The organism is Bartonella sp. B30(2025), assembly GCF_053793825.1.
Window position 1 is genome coordinate 311,601 of sequence record NZ_CP200034.1, and the last position, 17,111, is coordinate 328,711.

Sequence of the window (17,111 nt, forward strand, 5' to 3'; positions counted from 1 at the left end):
TGCAATGGCATAGAATATAGATCAAAAAGCTTTTTGCATTCAATTTATGACTTTGTACAGATATACCACTCTATTATTTATGAAGAATTCAAATTTCTATGATGGCTTCAATTTCTACCGGAACATCCATAGGAAGAGTAGCAACTCCGATAGCTGAGCGGGTATGTTTTCCAGCTTCGCCAAAGATATTGGTTAATAAATCAGAGGCTCCATTAGCAACAAGAGGGATGTCGGTAAAATGAGTGTCAGCAGCAACAAAAACGGTAATTTTTACTATTTTTTTTATTTTATTTAAATCACCAAGAGCTGCTTTTATTTGTGCAAGAATATTGATTGCACAAATTTCAGCTGATTTTTTTGCTTGCTCAACGCTAACGGTTGCACCAACTTTACCAGTAGCGACAGGTTTTCCATCTAAAAGAGGAAGTTGTCCAGAGATAAAAAATAGATTACCACTTTGTGATGTTGTTACATAATTTGCAATAGATTGTGTTGCTTCAGGAATAGTAATACCGAATTTTTTAAGAGAACTTTCAATAAAGTTGGTCATAATTAAAATCCCATAATTGTTTACAATATAGCTATTGCATAAACTATTTTTATATCTATTGCATAAACTATTTTTTGGTTTATGAAATCGTTGTTCTTTAGTTCTTTATTATGTGATTGTGAACAATAGAATAGATTTGGAAGTTGGGAATGATTCGGCTATTATTTATAGTAATTTTATATATTGCTTTTTTATATTCTGCGAAAGCAGATGAAGAAGTCTATGTCGCTCCTCATAGAGCGATTTATGATTTTCAGCTTGACAGTTCTTCTAATGAAATGGCGATTTTGGGAATGACTGGGCGAATGGTTTATGAGCTTACTGGTTCTGTATGTCAGGGGTATACTACACGCTTCCGTTTTATTAGTCGCATTCATATCGAAGATATGCCAACACGTTTAACTGATCAACAAACTATTAGTTATGAAACCGGTGATGGTCGTACATTTCGCTTTAATTTTACAGATAAAGTTGGACAAAATGTTGAGCAGAATACGGAAGGATTGGCTGAACATGCTCCGGATGGAATTATAGTTAAATTACAAAAACCACAAAAAAAAGAATACAAGATCGCAATGGCAGAATTTCCAATTATGCAGTTGAAAAGTATTATTCGACATGCAAAAGCAGGCCACAATTTTTATTATACGACTGTATTTGATGGAGCCAATAAAGTAGATAAGGTCATAAAAGAGAGCGTCGTGATTGGAGAAAAAAAGGTACAGGTTTTTCATTCAGCAGAACAAAAAATAAAAAAGATGGATGAAGAAGGATATTGGCCTGTTACAATTTCTTATTTTGATGATGCAGAAAATAAAGATGGTCTCCCTATGTATCATACAAGCTTTCTTTTACATGAAAGCGGAATCATGCGCGACATTCATGTGGATTATGGTACTTTTGCGGTACGTGCAAAACTAAATAATCTTGAATTATTTGAAGTTGAAAAAAAAGCTAATCAATGTAAACATTAGATAATGTAGAAAATAACTTGAAAAAGAATCAAATATTAGTATGTTTACTTCATTCCACACGCGGAATTTGGGTGTTTACAGAAAAGGTTTAGTAGACATCCGCCGGTATAGGTTTTTCCTATTTTTTTTCGCGGAGGTTTAACCGGAAAGGATAGATTATGGCACTACCAGATTTCACTATGCGCCAGCTTTTAGAAGCGGGTGTACACTTCGGGCATCAGACACATCGTTGGAATCCAAAGATGGCTTCTTATATTTATGGAGAGCGTAGCAATATCCATATTATTGACCTTGCTCAAACTGTTCCGCTTTTGCATCAGGCACTTAAGCTTGTTTCAGATACGGTTGCACGTGGTGGTCGTATTTTGTTTGTGGGTACTAAGCGGCAAGCAGCTGATAGTATTGCTGATGCGGCAAACCGTTCTGCACAATATTATGTTAATGCGCGTTGGCTTGGTGGGATGCTTACGAACTGGAAGACGATTTCCAATTCGATACATCGTTTGCGTAAGCTCGATAAAATTCTTGCTGCTGAGGCTCAGGGCTTTACAAAAAAGGAGCGTTTAAATCTTGAACGTGATCGTGAAAAGCTTAACCGTGCGCTCGGAGGTATTAAAGATATGGGATCTGTTCCAGATCTTATATTTATTATTGATACGAATAAAGAAAACATTGCTATCCAAGAAGCAAAACGTTTAGGTATCCCTGTTATTGCTGTAATAGATACGAATTGCGATCCTGATTACATTGATTACCCGATCCCAGGCAATGATGATGCTTCACGCGCGATTTCTCTCTATTGTGATCTTGTTTCTCGTGCAGCTCTTGATGGTATTGCTCGTCAGCAAGGTGCAATGGGTGTTGATTTAGGAGCTCAAGCTGATGCGCCTATGGAACCCGTCTTAGAAAATGAGATTTCAACTTCTGAATAACGGTTTAAAACGCCTTTTGAGGTGATTATTTCTAAGAAAAGATTTTAGGCGTACATGAGTTTTTGTGCGCTTGCATCATTAAGAATAAAGAGGCAAATAAATATGAGCATTACTGCTGCACAAGTAAAAGAACTTCGGGAGTTATCTGGCGCTGGTATGATGGACTGCAAAGCAGCTTTAGCGGAAACAAATGGTGATATGGAGGCTGCTGTTGATTGGCTTCGCAAAAAAGGTATAGCTAAAGCAGATAAAAAGGCTGGTCGTACAGCGGCTGAAGGATTGATCGGTGTTGGATTAAAAGATAAAAGCGCAGTTTTAGTTGAGGTTAATTCTGAGACAGATTTTGTTGCGCGTAACGGTGTTTTTCAGGATATTGTACGTAATGTAGCGGTAGCTGCTTTGGATACACAAGGTAATGTTGAGGCTGTTTCTGCATCTGTGTATCCTGGTTCTGAAAAAACTGTAGAAACGATCATTAAAGATGCAATTGGTACAATTGGCGAAAATATGACATTTCGTCGTTCTGCTAAGTTGTCTGTTGATGAGGGGGTAGTTGCCACTTATATTCACAATAGTGTTGCTGATGGTCTTGGAAGACTTGGTGTGTTGGTTGCAATTGAAACTACAGGAGATAAAGAAGCTGCTACTGCTTTTGGTAAACAAGTTGCAATGCATGTTGCAGCAACTAATCCGTTAGCACTAACAGCAGAAGATGTTGATGTTAATGCTGTTGAGCGTGAAAAAGCAATTTTTTCAGATCAAGCACGTCAATCAGGCAAACCAGAAAATATCATTGAAAAAATGGTAGAAGGTCGTATGCGTAAGTTTTATGAAGAAGTTGTTTTACTTTCTCAAGCATTTGTTATGAATCCTGATATGACTGTTGAGGCAGCTTTAAAAGATGCTGAAAAAAATATAGGTGCGCCAGCAAAAATTACAGGCTTTGTTCGTTTCGCGTTAGGCGATGGTATAGAAAAAGAAGAATCTGATTTTGCTGCAGAAGTTTCAGCAGCCGCTAAAAGCTAATAATTTCTTAGGTTATTGGTTATGAATTTAAATTTATGCCATTAATTGTAAAATTGCTAATGTAAAAAGTTATTGATTATTTAGAGGGCGTCACGTGATAAAGTGGTGCCCTTCATGGTATTGAAAGCAAAAATAAATGTGCTTTTTGGGAGATTATTAATGACGTTAGCGCTTCAGTATAGACGTATTCTTTTAAAAGTTTCTGGTGAAGCTCTTATGGGTAAGCAGAGTTTTGGGATTGATGTTTCGGTTGCGGATCGTATTGCTGCTGATATTGCTGAGGTGCGATCTATGGGGGTAGAAGTTGCCATTGTTATAGGTGGAGGCAATATTTTTCGTGGAGTTGCTGTTGCTTCTCACGGTGGGGACCGCGTAACGGGGGATCATATGGGAATGCTTGCAACTGCTATTAACTCTTTGGCATTGCGAACATCTTTGACGAAATTAGGGATTGAAACAGTTGTGTTATCCGCAATTGCTATGCCACAAATTTGCGAAAGTTTTTCGCAGCGTAAAGCTATAAGTTATATGAATCAAGGAAAGGTTGTTATTTTTGCTGGTGGTACTGGTAATCCATTTTTTACAACCGATTCTGCTGCTACTTTACGTGCTGCAGAAATTGGTGCAGATGTTTTATTAAAAGGAACACAAGTAGATGGTATTTATTCTGCAGATCCTAAAGTAGATCCTACGGCTAAACGTTTTGATCAGTTGACGCATGTTGAAATTTTACAGTTAGGGTTGTCTATTATGGACACGACAGCAGTTACTTTAGCACGTGAAAACAATGTACCGATTATCGTATATTCTATTCATGAAAAAGGTGGTTTAGCTAAGGTATTAAATGGAACGGGACAGTTTACAATAGTATCGGAATGAGAGTAAGCTTCAAGACGTAATTAAAGGAGACAGAAATATGAGTGTTACGGCAATTATGGATGATCTGAAGCGTCGTATGGATGGAGCTATTTCGGCGTTTAAACATGAATTAGGTGGTTTACGGACTGGACGAGCATCTGTTAGCTTGTTAGAGCCATTAACAGTTGAAGCATATGGTTCAGTGGTTCCTATAAATCAGGTTGCAAATATTTCTGTTCCAGAACCGCGGATGCTTTCAGTTTCTGTGTGGGATAAAACAATGGTAGGAGCTGTAGAACGCGCTATTCGTGATTCCGGGCTTGGTTTAAATCCGATTACTGATGGTATGAATTTACGTATTCCTTTGCCTGAATTAAATGAAGAACGTCGTAAAGAGCTTGTAAAAATTGCGCATCAATACGCAGAACAAGCTCGTGTCGCTACTCGTCATGTACGTCGGGATGGGATGGATAATTTGAAAAAACTAGAAAAAGAAGGCGAAATTGGTAAAGACGAGGCTCATAGTTTATCTGAAAAAGTTCAAAAAATTACAGATGAAACTATTGCAGATATTGATAAAGTTTTAGCTGTAAAAGAATCTGAAATTATGCAAGTTTAAACTGATTTTGTTATATGAATAATTTATGTTTCATAATTGTTTAATAGGTAAGAATAAAAAGTTATACTTATCATGTATAAGCATACAATCAAATAATGACGTTTTGTTATATTGCGCATAGGTAAAATTGATTTAAAATGTTAGTATTTTTTAGTTTTTATCTGTGAGTTTGGCAAGGTTGTATATTAAAAAGTGAATTAATTGAATTGTTTAAATTTGTTATCAAGATTTTGTTGAGTTGCATGATAAGGTAGTTCAAAGTTTATTTATAGTTGATCAAGTTTCATAGTAACTACATAACTAGAAAAATGAGGCATTATTCTATTATTCTTTGTGTCTTATTTTTTAATCACTTTTGGTGATGAAGGGTATAACAGAATAGATGAAATGAATTGTGTTTTGTATGATTGATTTTGTAGGTCTGTTAAATTTTGGATATATTCTTTAATTGCTTGATAAGAGGTGCTGTAATGTGAAAAAAGCATTCTTTGGAACTTGATGATTTTATTGTTGATCAATAGCGACATTTTTCTATTTTTACGGTTAGGGAAAAGTGTAAAAATGTATTTTTATTGCTCTTAAGAGGAGAACTTTAAGAATTATTATAGTTGGTTATTAATTTTTGAGTAATTTTTTAATATATCAGGTTGTTTATAATAGTTAGTATCAAAATTTCTTAAATTATAAACCTAAAAATGCTGTTTAACAGAGCTTTTTATTCACATTGATTTTGTATTTTTTATTTGGATGTTATTTTGTCTAATCTTGTTTCTCGTATCTTAACTGCTTTTATCTTTGGTGGTATTGCTTTGTACTTAACCTGGTTAGGGGGCATTTCATTTTTTTTGTTTGTGTGGCTCATTGGCGGTTTTATTTTATATGAATGGATTGATATTACAAAAGAAAAGTGGAATAATTTTCAGAAAATTTTAGCAGGTATTTTTTATTTAATTTTTGGTTCTTTTTTTGTATTTGGTCTACCTTCTTTATTAGTATTTTTCTTTTTAATGATTTTTGCAATGCTACTAGTGGCTATTGGGTCTTATAGAAGTGTTGGCTGGGTTTTTTCGGGTTTTTTGTACGCATCTGTTTCTGTTGTGGCATTATCTCTTTTACGAGGTTCTGGAACATTAGGATTTTGGGTTGTTATTTTTTTGTTTGCAATAGTGTGGGGAACAGATATTGGTGGATATTTTAGTGGACGTGCATTAGGTGGTCCCAAATTAGCGCCACGAATTTCCCCTAATAAAACATGGTCTGGGGCAATTGGTGGTACGCTCTTTGGGGTGTTAGGTGGTGTATTAATTGCTTTTTATTTTTTGGACGTAGGTTTAGAAAATTTTTTAGTACCATTGCTAGCTCTTTTTTTATCAATCGTTTCTCAAATAAGTGATTTAGGACAATCATGGTTTAAGAGACGGTTTTTTGTTAAAGATTCTGGTTCTTTGTTACCTGGGCACGGCGGGTTTATGGATCGTATGGATGGGTTGATAGGAGCTGCTTTTTTCCTTTATTTAATTGGTTCGTTTATGTCTAATATGGAGACACCTTTTAATCTTTTTAGTATGATTTAATAAGGAGAAAATGTCTTGGAATTTTTGCATCACATATTCGCCATGAGCAGTTTGCTTTTAAGAGCTTTGAGCATTTTTTTTGCCGTTATGGTTATCATTTTTGTTCATGAATTTGGTCATTATCTTATTGGGCGTTGGTGTGGCATAAAGGCATCGGTTTTTTCACTTGGATTTGGACCCAAAATTTTGAGTCACGTGGATAAGCATGGCACACAGTGGTGTTTATCACTCATTCCTTTAGGAGGATATGTGAAGTTTATAGGGGATGAAGATGGAATGAATGTATCATCACCTCAATCATCTTTGGTCACGTGTGGTTCATTCTCTGGTGCTCATGCTTGGAAAAAGGCTGCAACAGTTTTTGCTGGTCCCCTATTTAATGTTCTTTTTACCATTGTTATTTTAACATTTTTTTTCTTTACGTATGGGCGTATAGCTACTGAGCCTGTTGTTGGTTTTTTGGTAAAAGATTCTCCTGCTGCTCAGAGTGGTTTGGTAATAGGTGATCGCTTTGTTGAAATGGATGGGCGACCAATTGAAAGCTTTGAAGATTTGGCAGCTTATGTTGTTTTTCATGGTGAGAATCCTATAGAATTTAAAATAGAGCGTATGGGACAGATATTTACTACGGTGATTACGCCAACGGTGATTGAGCAGGATGATGGATTTGGCAATCGAGTTTTGAACAGAGTTATAGGAGTAGGAGCGCCGGTTGATCCAACTAATCCGATGCGTTTAGATCCAACTTATGAAAAACATATCCGTTACAATTTGGTAGAATCGGTGGTGGTTGCATCAAAACGTACAATGTATATCGCCACACAGACAATTCTCTTTATTGGTCGTTTAATAGAAGGAAAAGAAGATCATTGTAGATTAAGTGGTCCTTCAAAGACTGTTAAAATTGCATGGCAAATTAGTGAAACAGGTTTGATTTCTTTGCTGAATTTTGCAGCTTTTCTTTCTATTGGTATTGGACTTATTAATCTTTTTCCGATTCCGCCTCTTGATGGTGGGCATTTGTTGTTTCATGTCACAGAAGCTCTATCTGGTAGAGCTATTTCTATTAAAATTAGGCAAATTATTTTTTATTTAGGCTTTTTCTTAGTTTTCTTATTTATGGTTTTTGCGCTGTTTAATGATTATTTCTGTTGGTTTAGCTAATTAAATTATGGAAAACATTTTAGAAATTGAGTAATAGTAAAGTATATAGTTTGAAATTTGTTTACCATGTCTATGAAATAGTGTGGCACCGTGTATTTTTGTTATTAATTTAAGGGGTGAGAAGCTCTGCTGTGAATGTTATAAACATAAAGAGTTGTTTATTACGGTTAGCTTTTTCGAGTATAGCGTCTGGGAAACAAGATAAGGTAAAAAAAGCCAATGACTACAAATTCGAAGTTTTTAAGTGCGGCATCCATGTTTGTTTTAGCTATGGGAGTGGTTTCTCCGATAACAGCTTTGATGTCAGTTGCTATAGTTGAAGAGACGCAGGCTGCTGTGGTTAATTCCATTGAAGTTCGTGGAAATAAACTTGTAAGTGCCCAAGCAATTCGTGACAATATGAACATAAAAGCTGGACACAGTTTTTCCAGTAGTGATGTCGATGCTGCAGTAAAACAGCTTTTCAGCTTAGGCTTATTTTACGATGTTAAAATAAATCAAGTCCGTGATAAACTCATTGTACTAGTTAAAGAGTATGAGGTCGTCAATCAGGTGTTATTTCAAGGAAATAAATCCTTTAAAGATCTTGATCTTAAACGCTTTATTTCACTAAAACCTAATGAGTCTTTTAATTCGGTAAAACTTGCGGCTGATGTTAATACGATTCGTGAAGCTTATAAAACTATTGGTCGCAATAACGTTACGGTTACAGTAAAAACCATTGATCTTGGAAAAGGACGTGTAAACGTAGTTTTTAATGTTGTTGAAGGTCGGAAAACAAAGATTAGCAACATCACATTTAGGGGTAACAACGCTTTTGGCAGTCGCCGTTTACGTGATGTCATTTTAACGAAACCTTCAGGTTTGTTGTCATTGTTAACGAAAGGTGATGTTTATAGTGAAGAACGCTTAGCCGTAGATGAAGAAGCTTTGCGTCGCTTTTATTATAATCGTGGTTATGCAGACTTCCGAGTTGTTTCATCTAAAGCAGTTTTTGATGAAGCGAGTAATGCATATAAAATTGATTTCGTTCTTGATGAGGGAGCACGCTATAAAATTGGTGCTATCAAAATTGAAAGTGATATTGATGGAATTGATGTTAAGTCAATACAAGGATCGTTAAAAACACATCCTGGTGATGTTTATAGTGCAGAGAATATTGAGCAGTCTGTTGAAATTATTAATAATAAGGTTGCAGATGCGGGATATGCTTTTGCTAAAGTCGAACCACGGGGGAATCGTAATTTAGCGAATCATACAATTTCAATTGTGTACAATGTTGAGCGAGGCCCGCGGGCTTATGTTCAGCGCATCGAGATCCGAGGAAATGAAAAGACACGTGATTATGTTATCCGTCGTGAAATTGATTTAAATGAGGGAGATGCTTTTAATCAAACTCTAGTGCAGCGGGCAAAGCGTCGGTTAGAAAATTTAGGCTTTTTCAAGACAGTTAACATTTCAATGGTTCCAACTGATCAGTCTGATCAGATTGTTTTGGTTATAGATGTCGTAGAAGCACCAACGGGAGATCTTTCTTTGACAGGAGGATATACAACAGGTGGTACGAGTCCTGGAATGTCATTGGAGGTATCTTTGACGGAGCGTAATCTTGGAGGTCGTGGTCAGTATGTGCGTTTAGGCTTAGGAATTGGCCAAGAGAAGTCTCGTAATTACAATCTTTCATTTGTTGATCCTCATTTTTTAGGTTATCGTTTATCCGCTGGTATTGATCTTTTTCGCAGTAGTTATCGTGCTGATAACGCGTATGATGTTCGCCAAACAGGAGGGGCGCTTCGATTTGGATTGCCTATTAGTGATCAGCTGTCTGCTAATGTAGCTTATTCTTATGTGCAGGAGGAATATGATTTTGGCGGAAATTATGATTTAACTAATGATGCTGTTGTAAGAGATTTATACGGTAAGTATTCTGGTGCTATTGTTCAAGCAGCAAAACATAGTCCTTGGAAACGTTCATCAATTAGTTATGGTTTGACTTATAATACTATTGACAATATGAGGGATCCTCATGATGGGTTGTATGTACGTGTTCTTCAAGAATATGCTGGGCTTGGTGGGAATGCAAAATTCTTGAAGACAACTGGTAAAGCGATGATGTATAAAACCCTTTCTGATCCAATGGATCTTGTCGGTTTACTTTCGTTTGGAGCTGGTTATATCCATGAAGTAGGTCAAGAAGGTGTTCGTATTTTCGATATGTTTAAAAGCTCTGATTTAATTCGAGGTTTCAAATATAACGGGATAGGTCCGCGCCAGATTTCCAATAAAGGTGAAGTATATTTCTTAGGGGGCACGACATATATGAATGCAACTGCTGAATTGCAGTTTCCTATACCTGTTGTTCCTGAAGGGTTAGGGTTACGTGGTGCTGTGTTTGCAGATCTTGCGACGCTCTATGGCAATAATTATAAACCTGTTTTCGAGGGTGAAGCGCCTGTTACAGACACCAAAAGTGCGTGGCGTACATCTGCAGGTGCTAGTTTGATGTGGGAATCTCCATTTGGTCCTCTGCGTTTTGATTATGCTTGGCCAATTACTAAGCAAGAAGGAGATCGTGTGCAGCAATTTAATTTTGGTATTTCTACTAAGTTCTAATTTAAATTTTATCCAGAAGGAAAAGTTTTAAAGAGAGTGGACTAGGTTAGGAGAGAAAGTGTTTTGATGGCGGATACATTTTTTTTTACGCCGTCCCGGCGATTAACAGTTGCTAATGTTGCGGAGTTAACGGGTGCAAAACTTCTTAATCCAGAATTTTCTAACACGGTTATATACACTCTTTCTTCACTTGAAAGGGCGGAAGAAGGATCTCTCGTATTTGTAGAGAATCGGAAATTTTCTGATGCTTTAGTGGGGAGTTCTGCTGTTGCTGTTTTTTGTACAAATGAGATTGTCTTTAAAGTTCCTGCATCTATGGCAATTTTGGTAACGTCTACACCGCAGCGTGATTTTGCACAGGTAGGTCGTATTTTATTTCCTTCTTCTGTAAAGCCGATGCCTTTGTTCGGACAAAGAGGAATCTCACCGCATGCGCATATTCACCCAAGCGTTGAGCTTGAAAATGATGTGTGCGTTGAAGCCGGAGCGGTTATTGGCAAAAATGCTAAAATTGGTGAGGGGTCTCTTATCGCATCAACCGCCGTTATTGGTGAAAATTGTCGCATTGGACGTGAATGTTATATTGCTCCAAAGGTAACAATTCAGTATTCTTTAATTGGCGATAGAGTCCAAATTTATCCAGGTGCTTGTATTGGACAAGACGGTTTTGGCTATGTTGGTGGTACGAGTGGGATTGAGAAAATTCCCCAGCTTGGTCGTGTTATTATCCATGATGGTGTAGAAATCGGTGCAAATACAACGATTGACCGCGGAACATTTGAAGATACTGTTATTGGGGAAGGGAGCAAAATTGATAATTTAGTACAAATTGCTCACAATGTGAAAATAGGTCGCTATTGCCTTATTGCCGCTCAATGTGGCATTGCTGGAAGTACATCCATAGGGGATATGTCTCAGCTTGGCGGAAGCGTTGGGGTTACGGATCATGTTATGATAGGTAAATATGTTCAGATTGCTGCTGGTAGTGGTGTAATGAATGATATTCCAGATGGTGAAAAGTGGGGGGGGAGCCCAGCACGACCATTTAAACAATGGTTTCGTGAGGTAGCAGCGTTGCGTAATATTGGCAAGGCTAAAAAGGAGAAACGCTAATATGATTAGCACCGAAGAAGTAAAAACTTTAGAAACTATAGATATTGAAAAATTGCTTTCAATATTACCGCATCGCTATCCTTTTTTGTTAATTGATCGCATAGTTGAAATCGATGGGGAACAAGAGGCTGTCGGTATTAAAAATATAACAGTTAATGAACCACATTTTACAGGACATTTTCCTGCAAAGCCCATTATGCCAGGGGTTTTGATTTTAGAAGCTATGGCACAAACAGCAGGAGCGATTTCCCTTTTAAAATTAGGGAATGAGAAGAAAAATCTAGTTTACCTTATGACTGTAGATAATGCAAAATTTCGTAAGCCTGTTGTTCCTGGTGATCAGTTAAAAATTCATGTTCAACTTTTAAAAAAGCGGTCTGGCGTGAGACGTTTTTCGTGTGTTGCAGAAGTAGAGGGTGTTCGCGTTGCTGAAGCGGAAATCGCTGCGATGATTAGCGAAACAGAAGAAATGATACAGTAGGGATTTAGCATGTCCGGTACGAAAATTCATCCAACCGCTTTTGTAGAGAAAGGAGCGCAGCTTGGTGAAAATGTCCTTATTGGACCATTTTGTCATGTTGGTTCAGAGGTTATCATTGGTGATGGGTGCACTTTGATGAGCCATGTTGTGATAATGGGAAATACGACGTTAGGAGCCAATAGTATCGTATTTTCTCATGCAGTTTTAGGCGGAGATCCACAAAATAATAAGCATAATGGAGGTTGTACAACTCTTTCTATTGGTAAGAACTGCACAATTCGTGAAGGTGTAACAATGCATAGAGGGTCCGATTCGAGCGTAGGGATGACGGTTGTTGGTGATAACTGCCAATTTTTTTGCTATGCACATGTTGCTCATGATTGTTCTGTAGGAAATAATGTAACATTTGCAAATAATGTAATGATTGCTGGTCATGTTACTATTGGTGATCACGTTATTATTGGTGGAGGTTCTGCTGTTCATCAATTTGTTCGTGTTGGACATCATGCATTTATCGGTGGTGTATCAGCGCTAGTTGGCGATTTGATTCCCTATGGGATGGCTGTTGGTGTACATGCAAAACTTTCTGGGTTAAATATTGTCGGCATGAAACGTGCAGGTTTTGAACGCAAAGATATCCATACATTACGTCATGCAGTTGCTATGCTTTTTGATCGTAGTAAACCATTTAAAGAGCGTGTAAACGATGTGTTTTCTTTCTATTCTACTTCTCAGCCAGCGCTTGATGTGATTAAGTTTATTCGAGAAGATGGAAAACGTTTCTATTGTACGCCAAAATTTGAAGATGATGGAGTAAAAGAAAATAAGGATTAAAAATGTTTGCCTCTGGTGCCAGAAGTTTTCTTGCCGGTCGAACTGCTATTATAGCAGGAAATGGTGTTTTACCGATTACAGTTGCTCAGGCACTTGAGAAGCATGGACAAAATCCTTTTCTTGTGCTTCTCCGCGATGAAGCAGATTCAATGCTTTGTCGTTATGAGCACTGTGAATTGTCAATTGTTGAACTAAAACAGCTCATTAAAATCCTAAAATCGGCTGCAATTTGCAATATTGTTTTGGCTGGAGGAGTCAAAAGACGGCCGCTTCTTAGGCAATTACGTCTTGATTGGACAACCGTTTTAGCTTTACCTAAAATACTTGGCGCTTTAGGAAGTGGAGATGATGCGTTATTAAAAGCTTTTATACAAGTTATTGAAGCATATGGTTTTTGTGTCATTGGTGCTCATGAAATAGTACCAGATCTACTAGCTCCAACGCAATTTGATTTAACACTGCGGCGGGCTACAAAAAAAGATAAAAACGATATTTTTTTAGCTGCTGAGGCTGCAAAGCTTTTAGGCCGATTAGATATTGGGCAAGCAGCTGTGGCTATCAATGGGAGGGTGATAGCTGTGGAAGGGGCAGAGGGAACTGATAATATGTTATGGCGGGTTTGCGAAATGAGGGAAAGAAAGCAAATCCCGCCTAAAGGCGGTGTTCTTGTTAAATGTGTAAAACCTCAACAAGATCATCGTGTTGACTTACCATCTATTGGTCCTGCAACAATGATGAATATTGCAAAGAGTGGGCTATCTGGTGTTGCGATAGAAGCAAATAAAAGTTTGATATTATCAGCGAAAGCAACAATAGAAAGAGCTAACGAACATTCACTATTTATCGAAACATTTGAAATAGGTGATCATGAATGATCGTTGTTTAAAAATTGCTATTGTTGCAGGTGAAGAATCTGGTGATTTTCTTGGAGCAGATTTAATCGCTTGTTTGTCCCAACAGACAGGGTGCAATATTCATTTGATTGGTGTTGGTGGAAGGCATTTAAAAGCATTAGGATTAAAAACTCTTTTTGATCCTCATGATATTGCTTTAATAGGTTTAAGCGCAGTGTTGAAGCGATTACCATTATTGCTGATGCGAATTCATAATCTATCCAAATTTATTGCGCGAGAACAGCCAGATTGTTTAATTATTATTGATAGTCCTGATTTTACTCATCGTGTAGCAAAAAAAGTACGTGTTTTAGCGCCCTCTATTCCTATTATAAAATATGTTGCACCAACTGTTTGGGCGTGGCGACCAGAGCGAGCTAAAGCTATGTGCAAATTTGTTGACCATGTTTTAGCAATTTTTCCTTTTGAAAAAGAAGTTATGAAGGATTTTGAAGGCCCTGCTACTACTTATGTTGGGCATCGTCTTTTAACTTATCCTCCGCTTTTAGCTGTTCAATCAGAAAAAAAACGTTTATATGATAAACAGGTTTCTTTTCCAACATTGGTTATTTTGCCGGGATCACGCAAGTTAGAAATTTGCTCTTTAATGCCTATTTTTGGAGAAACCGTAAAAATTCTTGTACAACGTATTCCTAATTTGCGTATTATTTTACCAACATTACCGCATTTGGTCGATAAAATTCGTTATTTTATAAAGGATTGGACAAACAAAGTTGAGATTGTTGTTGATGAAGATGCTAAATGGCGTGCTTTTGCAGATGCAGATGTTGCTCTTGCTGCGCAGGGAACGGTTTCATTTGAATTAGCGTTAGCAAAAATTCCAATGATTCTTTGTTACAAGCTCGATTATTTTTCTAAATTATTTATTTTTCCTAAAATAATGTTATGGAGTGCTGCTCTTCCAAATATTATTTCTGATAAACCTATTGTTCCGGAATATTTTAATGAATTTTTACGGCCTGGTATGTTGGCACGACAGATAGAACAGCTTTTGCATAATCCGTTATTGCGACAGGCACAACTTGATCTTTTTGAGGTGATGGAACAAAAAATGAAAACTAAAGTACCATCAGGAGTCATTGCGGCTCAAACGATCATCACGATTCTCAAAAAAAAATCAGTACATTTCAAGTTTTGTAGAGAAAATAATCATGGCTTATGACTAATGTTGAATTTTAGAAAGAAAATTACGAGCACGCTGACTTTTAGGATTGGTAAAAAATTCTTCAGACGCTGTATCTTCAATAATTTTTCCATTTTCTAAAAAGAGTATTCTTTCTGAAACTTTGCGAGCGAATCCCATTTCATGAGTAACACAGAGCATTGTTATACCTGTATTTGCTAATTGAGCCATAATTTCTAAAACTTCTCCAACACTTTCGGGATCAAGAGCTGAAGTTGGTTCATCAAAAAGCATCACTTCAGGTTTCATGCAAAGCGCACGTGCAATTGCAACACGTTGTTGTTGTCCGCCAGAGAGTTGTAAAGGATATTTTTCACAGTGTTCTTCGATACCAACATGCGTAAGATAATGAATTGCCCGTTCTTTTGCTTGGTGTTTAGAAAGCCCTTGAACTGTCATAGGTGCTAAAATGCAATTTTGCATAACTGTCATGTGAGGAAATAAATTAAAGTGCTGGAAGACCATTCCTATTTTACGTAAAACGTTTTTTTGTTGATGTATAGGAGCAGTATAAATATCTACATTGTGGATGCAAATTGAACCTTTTTGTGCTTGCTCTAACTGGTTAATACAACGAATTAGTGTTGATTTTCCTGATCCAGAAGGTCCACAAATAACAATTCGTTCTCCAGCTTTTATATCTAAATTAATGTCATGCAAGACCTGAAAGGTTTTATACCATTTACTTAAGTTGCGAATAGAAATTATGGAATTTTGATCTGTATGGGGATGATTTTTATTTTGCAAATTCATCTTATTGTATTCTCTCATTGATGCATAAATTAATTAATTTAGCATTTTTATTTATCGTAAATATCTGGTTAAATGACGTTCAAGAAGAGCAATAAAGCGATTAATGAGCTCAACTATAAAAAGATAAATAAGAGCAGCCCAAATATAAACTTGGAAATCAAATGTGCGTGAATAAATGAGTTTTGCGATTCCCATTAAATCATAAACGGTGACGAGTGAGGCAATAGCACTAGATTTGATCATTAAAATGATCTCATTTCCCAAAGGTCGTATAGCTAAAACCATTGCTTGTGGAAGAATAATTTTAAAAAATGTTACAGATCTGCTTAATCCCAAAGCTTTTGATGCTTCACGTTGTCCGATTTTTACTGAGAGAAAACTTCCCTTAAAAATTTCAGATTGGTAAGCAGCAGAATTGAGAGAAAAAATGAAAAGGCAGCAATACCATGCATTTTGAAAAAACCACCATAAGCCAATTTGTTGCCAAAATCTGCTCATTGAGCCAAGACCGTAATAAAAAAGAAAAAGTTGGGCTAATAAAGGAGATCCGCGGAAAAAATATACATAAGCGTGTGCAAAGTACTGTAGAGGTTTATTATTTGATAAACGTGCGAGTGTGACAAGAATACCAAAGATGAAACCAATAGAGCAAGCAATAAAAACAAGCTTACAAGTAACAATTAATCCATTAATAAGTTTTAATCCGTAATGATTTAAAAGATCAGGATCAAAAAGGAAATGCAGCCACTCAGGAAACATCGGTTAACACCTTTCTATATCCTGCTTGAGTATATATTTCTAGGTTGTGTAAAATGATGGAAAAAAAGGCAGAAAATAATAAATAGAATAAACAAGCTATAAGATAAAACAACATAGGTTTATTTGTAGCTGCAACTGCTAAATTGGTTTGTCGCATGAGATCTACAAGTGAAATAGTTGAAACAAGTGATGTATCTTTAAGTAAAGTGAGCCAGTTATTAGAAATGCCTGGCAATGCATTTCGGATGAGTTGAGGAAAGACAATACGAAAAAAAGTCGTTGAACGTGAAAGCCCTAAAGCTTTAGCTGCTTCATATTGCCCCTTATCAAAAGCATTGAATGCTCCAAGCCAAACTTCACAGGAAAAAGCTGCAAGAACCATACTGAGAGCAAGAACTCCAGCAAGAAAAGCATTAATGCTAAATGTTATATCAATATTAAAATAGTCAAGAATCGTCTGGATAACATTGTGTAAACCGTAATAAACTAAAAATAGAGTCAAAAGTTCTGGTAGTCCGCGAAATACTAATGAAAATAGGGTAGCTATAGCTCTGGCTATTTTGACATTAGATCGAATCATTACGGCGCTTAAGAGTCCTAGAGGTAGTCCTACAACTCCACAGCACAAAGCCAATGATAATGTCATTCCTGCACTATAGAGTATAACCATACCCCATCCACCATTGCTAAATGATAGCAATGCTAAATTTTCAATCATTCTCGCGCTCCTCACACAGATTTATAACAGCTCTTAAAAAATAATA

17 protein-coding genes are annotated in these 17,111 nt (G+C 36.7%); 13 read left to right on the plus strand and 4 right to left on the minus strand.

Annotation, left to right across the window (positions count from 1 at the left end):
* Window positions 1-88 precede the first annotated feature (88 nt).
* Window positions 89-550 carry a RidA family protein gene (locus V4P55_RS01295; protein WP_455474634.1) on the minus strand — a complete coding sequence of 154 codons (462 nt, stop codon included), beginning with the start codon at window positions 548-550 and terminating at the stop codon, window positions 89-91.
* A 149-nt stretch (window positions 551-699) separates the two neighbouring features.
* On the opposite strand from V4P55_RS01295, the gene V4P55_RS01300 reads away from it, so the two are divergent.
* The 13 genes from V4P55_RS01300 to lpxB all read left to right on the plus strand — a co-directional run bounded on the left by V4P55_RS01300 (window position 700) and on the right by lpxB (window position 14,814).
* Window positions 700-1,524, plus strand: a complete 825-nt coding sequence (locus tag V4P55_RS01300; RefSeq protein WP_455474636.1) for an EipB family protein — start codon at window positions 700-702, stop codon at window positions 1,522-1,524.
* 158 nt (window positions 1,525-1,682) lie between these two features.
* A complete protein-coding gene (gene rpsB / locus V4P55_RS01305) occupies window positions 1,683-2,456 on the plus strand; it encodes a 30S ribosomal protein S2 (RefSeq protein WP_455474638.1) in 774 nt (257 codons plus the stop codon).
* Between the two features lie 102 nt (window positions 2,457-2,558).
* Entirely contained in the window at window positions 2,559-3,482 is a 924-nt protein-coding gene (gene tsf, locus V4P55_RS01310; protein WP_455474640.1) for a translation elongation factor Ts, read from the plus strand.
* Between the two features lie 159 nt (window positions 3,483-3,641).
* The gene (gene pyrH, locus V4P55_RS01315) at window positions 3,642-4,361 is read left to right on the plus strand and encodes a UMP kinase (protein ID WP_455474642.1); all 720 of its coding nucleotides are present in this window, start codon (window positions 3,642-3,644) and stop codon (window positions 4,359-4,361) included.
* Window positions 4,362-4,398: 37 nt separating this feature from the next.
* Window positions 4,399-4,959, plus strand: a complete 561-nt coding sequence (gene frr, locus V4P55_RS01320) for a ribosome recycling factor (RefSeq protein ID WP_455474644.1) — start codon at window positions 4,399-4,401, stop codon at window positions 4,957-4,959.
* Window positions 4,960-5,714: 755 nt separating this feature from the next.
* On the plus strand, window positions 5,715-6,533 hold the full coding sequence (locus tag V4P55_RS01325; protein ID WP_455474646.1) for a phosphatidate cytidylyltransferase: 819 nt from the start codon (window positions 5,715-5,717) through the stop codon (window positions 6,531-6,533).
* Window positions 6,534-6,548: 15 nt separating this feature from the next.
* Entirely contained in the window at window positions 6,549-7,697 is a 1,149-nt protein-coding gene (gene rseP / locus V4P55_RS01330) for an RIP metalloprotease RseP (protein WP_455474648.1), read from the plus strand.
* Window positions 7,698-7,916: 219 nt separating this feature from the next.
* Window positions 7,917-10,310, plus strand: a complete 2,394-nt coding sequence (bamA, locus tag V4P55_RS01335) for an outer membrane protein assembly factor BamA (protein WP_455474650.1) — start codon at window positions 7,917-7,919, stop codon at window positions 10,308-10,310.
* A 66-nt stretch (window positions 10,311-10,376) separates the two neighbouring features.
* Complete coding sequence (gene lpxD / locus V4P55_RS01340; RefSeq protein ID WP_455474652.1) at window positions 10,377-11,423, plus strand: UDP-3-O-(3-hydroxymyristoyl)glucosamine N-acyltransferase; 1,047 nt, start codon at window positions 10,377-10,379, stop codon at window positions 11,421-11,423.
* Between the two features lies 1 nt (window position 11,424).
* Entirely contained in the window at window positions 11,425-11,904 is a 480-nt protein-coding gene (gene fabZ / locus V4P55_RS01345) for a 3-hydroxyacyl-ACP dehydratase FabZ (protein ID WP_455474654.1), read from the plus strand.
* A 9-nt stretch (window positions 11,905-11,913) separates the two neighbouring features.
* Entirely contained in the window at window positions 11,914-12,738 is an 825-nt protein-coding gene (gene lpxA, locus V4P55_RS01350) for an acyl-ACP--UDP-N-acetylglucosamine O-acyltransferase (protein WP_455474656.1), read from the plus strand.
* A gap of 2 nt (window positions 12,739-12,740) precedes the next feature.
* Window positions 12,741-13,613: an LpxI family protein gene (locus V4P55_RS01355; RefSeq protein ID WP_455474658.1), complete on the plus strand. Its 873-nt coding sequence runs from the start codon at window positions 12,741-12,743 to the stop codon at window positions 13,611-13,613.
* Window positions 13,606-14,814, plus strand: a complete 1,209-nt coding sequence (gene lpxB, locus V4P55_RS01360) for a lipid-A-disaccharide synthase (protein WP_455474660.1) — start codon at window positions 13,606-13,608, stop codon at window positions 14,812-14,814. Before V4P55_RS01355 ends, lpxB begins: the two co-directional genes overlap by 8 nt.
* On the opposite strand, the gene V4P55_RS01365 is transcribed toward lpxB, so the two are convergent.
* From V4P55_RS01365 to V4P55_RS01375, 3 genes are read right to left on the minus strand one after another with little or no spacing between them, the layout of a single operon-like run.
* A complete protein-coding gene (locus tag V4P55_RS01365; RefSeq protein ID WP_455474662.1) occupies window positions 14,815-15,588 on the minus strand; it encodes an amino acid ABC transporter ATP-binding protein in 774 nt (257 codons plus the stop codon).
* 51 nt (window positions 15,589-15,639) lie between these two features.
* Complete coding sequence (locus V4P55_RS01370; RefSeq protein WP_455474664.1) at window positions 15,640-16,347, minus strand: ABC transporter permease; 708 nt, start codon at window positions 16,345-16,347, stop codon at window positions 15,640-15,642.
* Window positions 16,337-17,065, minus strand: coding sequence for an ABC transporter permease (locus V4P55_RS01375; RefSeq protein ID WP_455474666.1), 729 nt, complete (start codon window positions 17,063-17,065; stop codon window positions 16,337-16,339). Before V4P55_RS01375 ends, V4P55_RS01370 begins: the two co-directional genes overlap by 11 nt.
* Between the last annotated feature and the right edge of the window lie 46 nt (window positions 17,066-17,111).

Bases quoted from the DNA above. Each gene is read 5' to 3' on its own strand.
- V4P55_RS01365 (WP_455474662.1), bottom strand. From the start codon at position 15,588: ATGAATTTGCAAAATAAAAATCATCCCCATACAGATCAAAATTCCATA.
- bamA (WP_455474650.1), top strand. From the start codon at position 7,917: ATGACTACAAATTCGAAGTTTTTAAGTGCGGCATCCATGTTTGTTTTA.
- V4P55_RS01300 (WP_455474636.1), top strand. From the start codon at position 700: ATGATTCGGCTATTATTTATAGTAATTTTATATATTGCTTTTTTATAT.
- frr (WP_455474644.1), top strand. From the start codon at position 4,399: ATGAGTGTTACGGCAATTATGGATGATCTGAAGCGTCGTATGGATGGA.
- tsf (WP_455474640.1), top strand. From the start codon at position 2,559: ATGAGCATTACTGCTGCACAAGTAAAAGAACTTCGGGAGTTATCTGGC.
- V4P55_RS01295 (WP_455474634.1), bottom strand. From the start codon at position 550: ATGACCAACTTTATTGAAAGTTCTCTTAAAAAATTCGGTATTACTATT.
- lpxD (WP_455474652.1), top strand. From the start codon at position 10,377: ATGGCGGATACATTTTTTTTTACGCCGTCCCGGCGATTAACAGTTGCT.
- pyrH (WP_455474642.1), top strand. From the start codon at position 3,642: ATGACGTTAGCGCTTCAGTATAGACGTATTCTTTTAAAAGTTTCTGGT.
- rpsB (WP_455474638.1), top strand. From the start codon at position 1,683: ATGGCACTACCAGATTTCACTATGCGCCAGCTTTTAGAAGCGGGTGTA.
- lpxA (WP_455474656.1), top strand. From the start codon at position 11,914: ATGTCCGGTACGAAAATTCATCCAACCGCTTTTGTAGAGAAAGGAGCG.
- V4P55_RS01355 (WP_455474658.1), top strand. From the start codon at position 12,741: ATGTTTGCCTCTGGTGCCAGAAGTTTTCTTGCCGGTCGAACTGCTATT.
- V4P55_RS01375 (WP_455474666.1), bottom strand. From the start codon at position 17,065: ATGATTGAAAATTTAGCATTGCTATCATTTAGCAATGGTGGATGGGGT.
- lpxB (WP_455474660.1), top strand. From the start codon at position 13,606: ATGAATGATCGTTGTTTAAAAATTGCTATTGTTGCAGGTGAAGAATCT.
- fabZ (WP_455474654.1), top strand. From the start codon at position 11,425: ATGATTAGCACCGAAGAAGTAAAAACTTTAGAAACTATAGATATTGAA.
- V4P55_RS01370 (WP_455474664.1), bottom strand. From the start codon at position 16,347: ATGTTTCCTGAGTGGCTGCATTTCCTTTTTGATCCTGATCTTTTAAAT.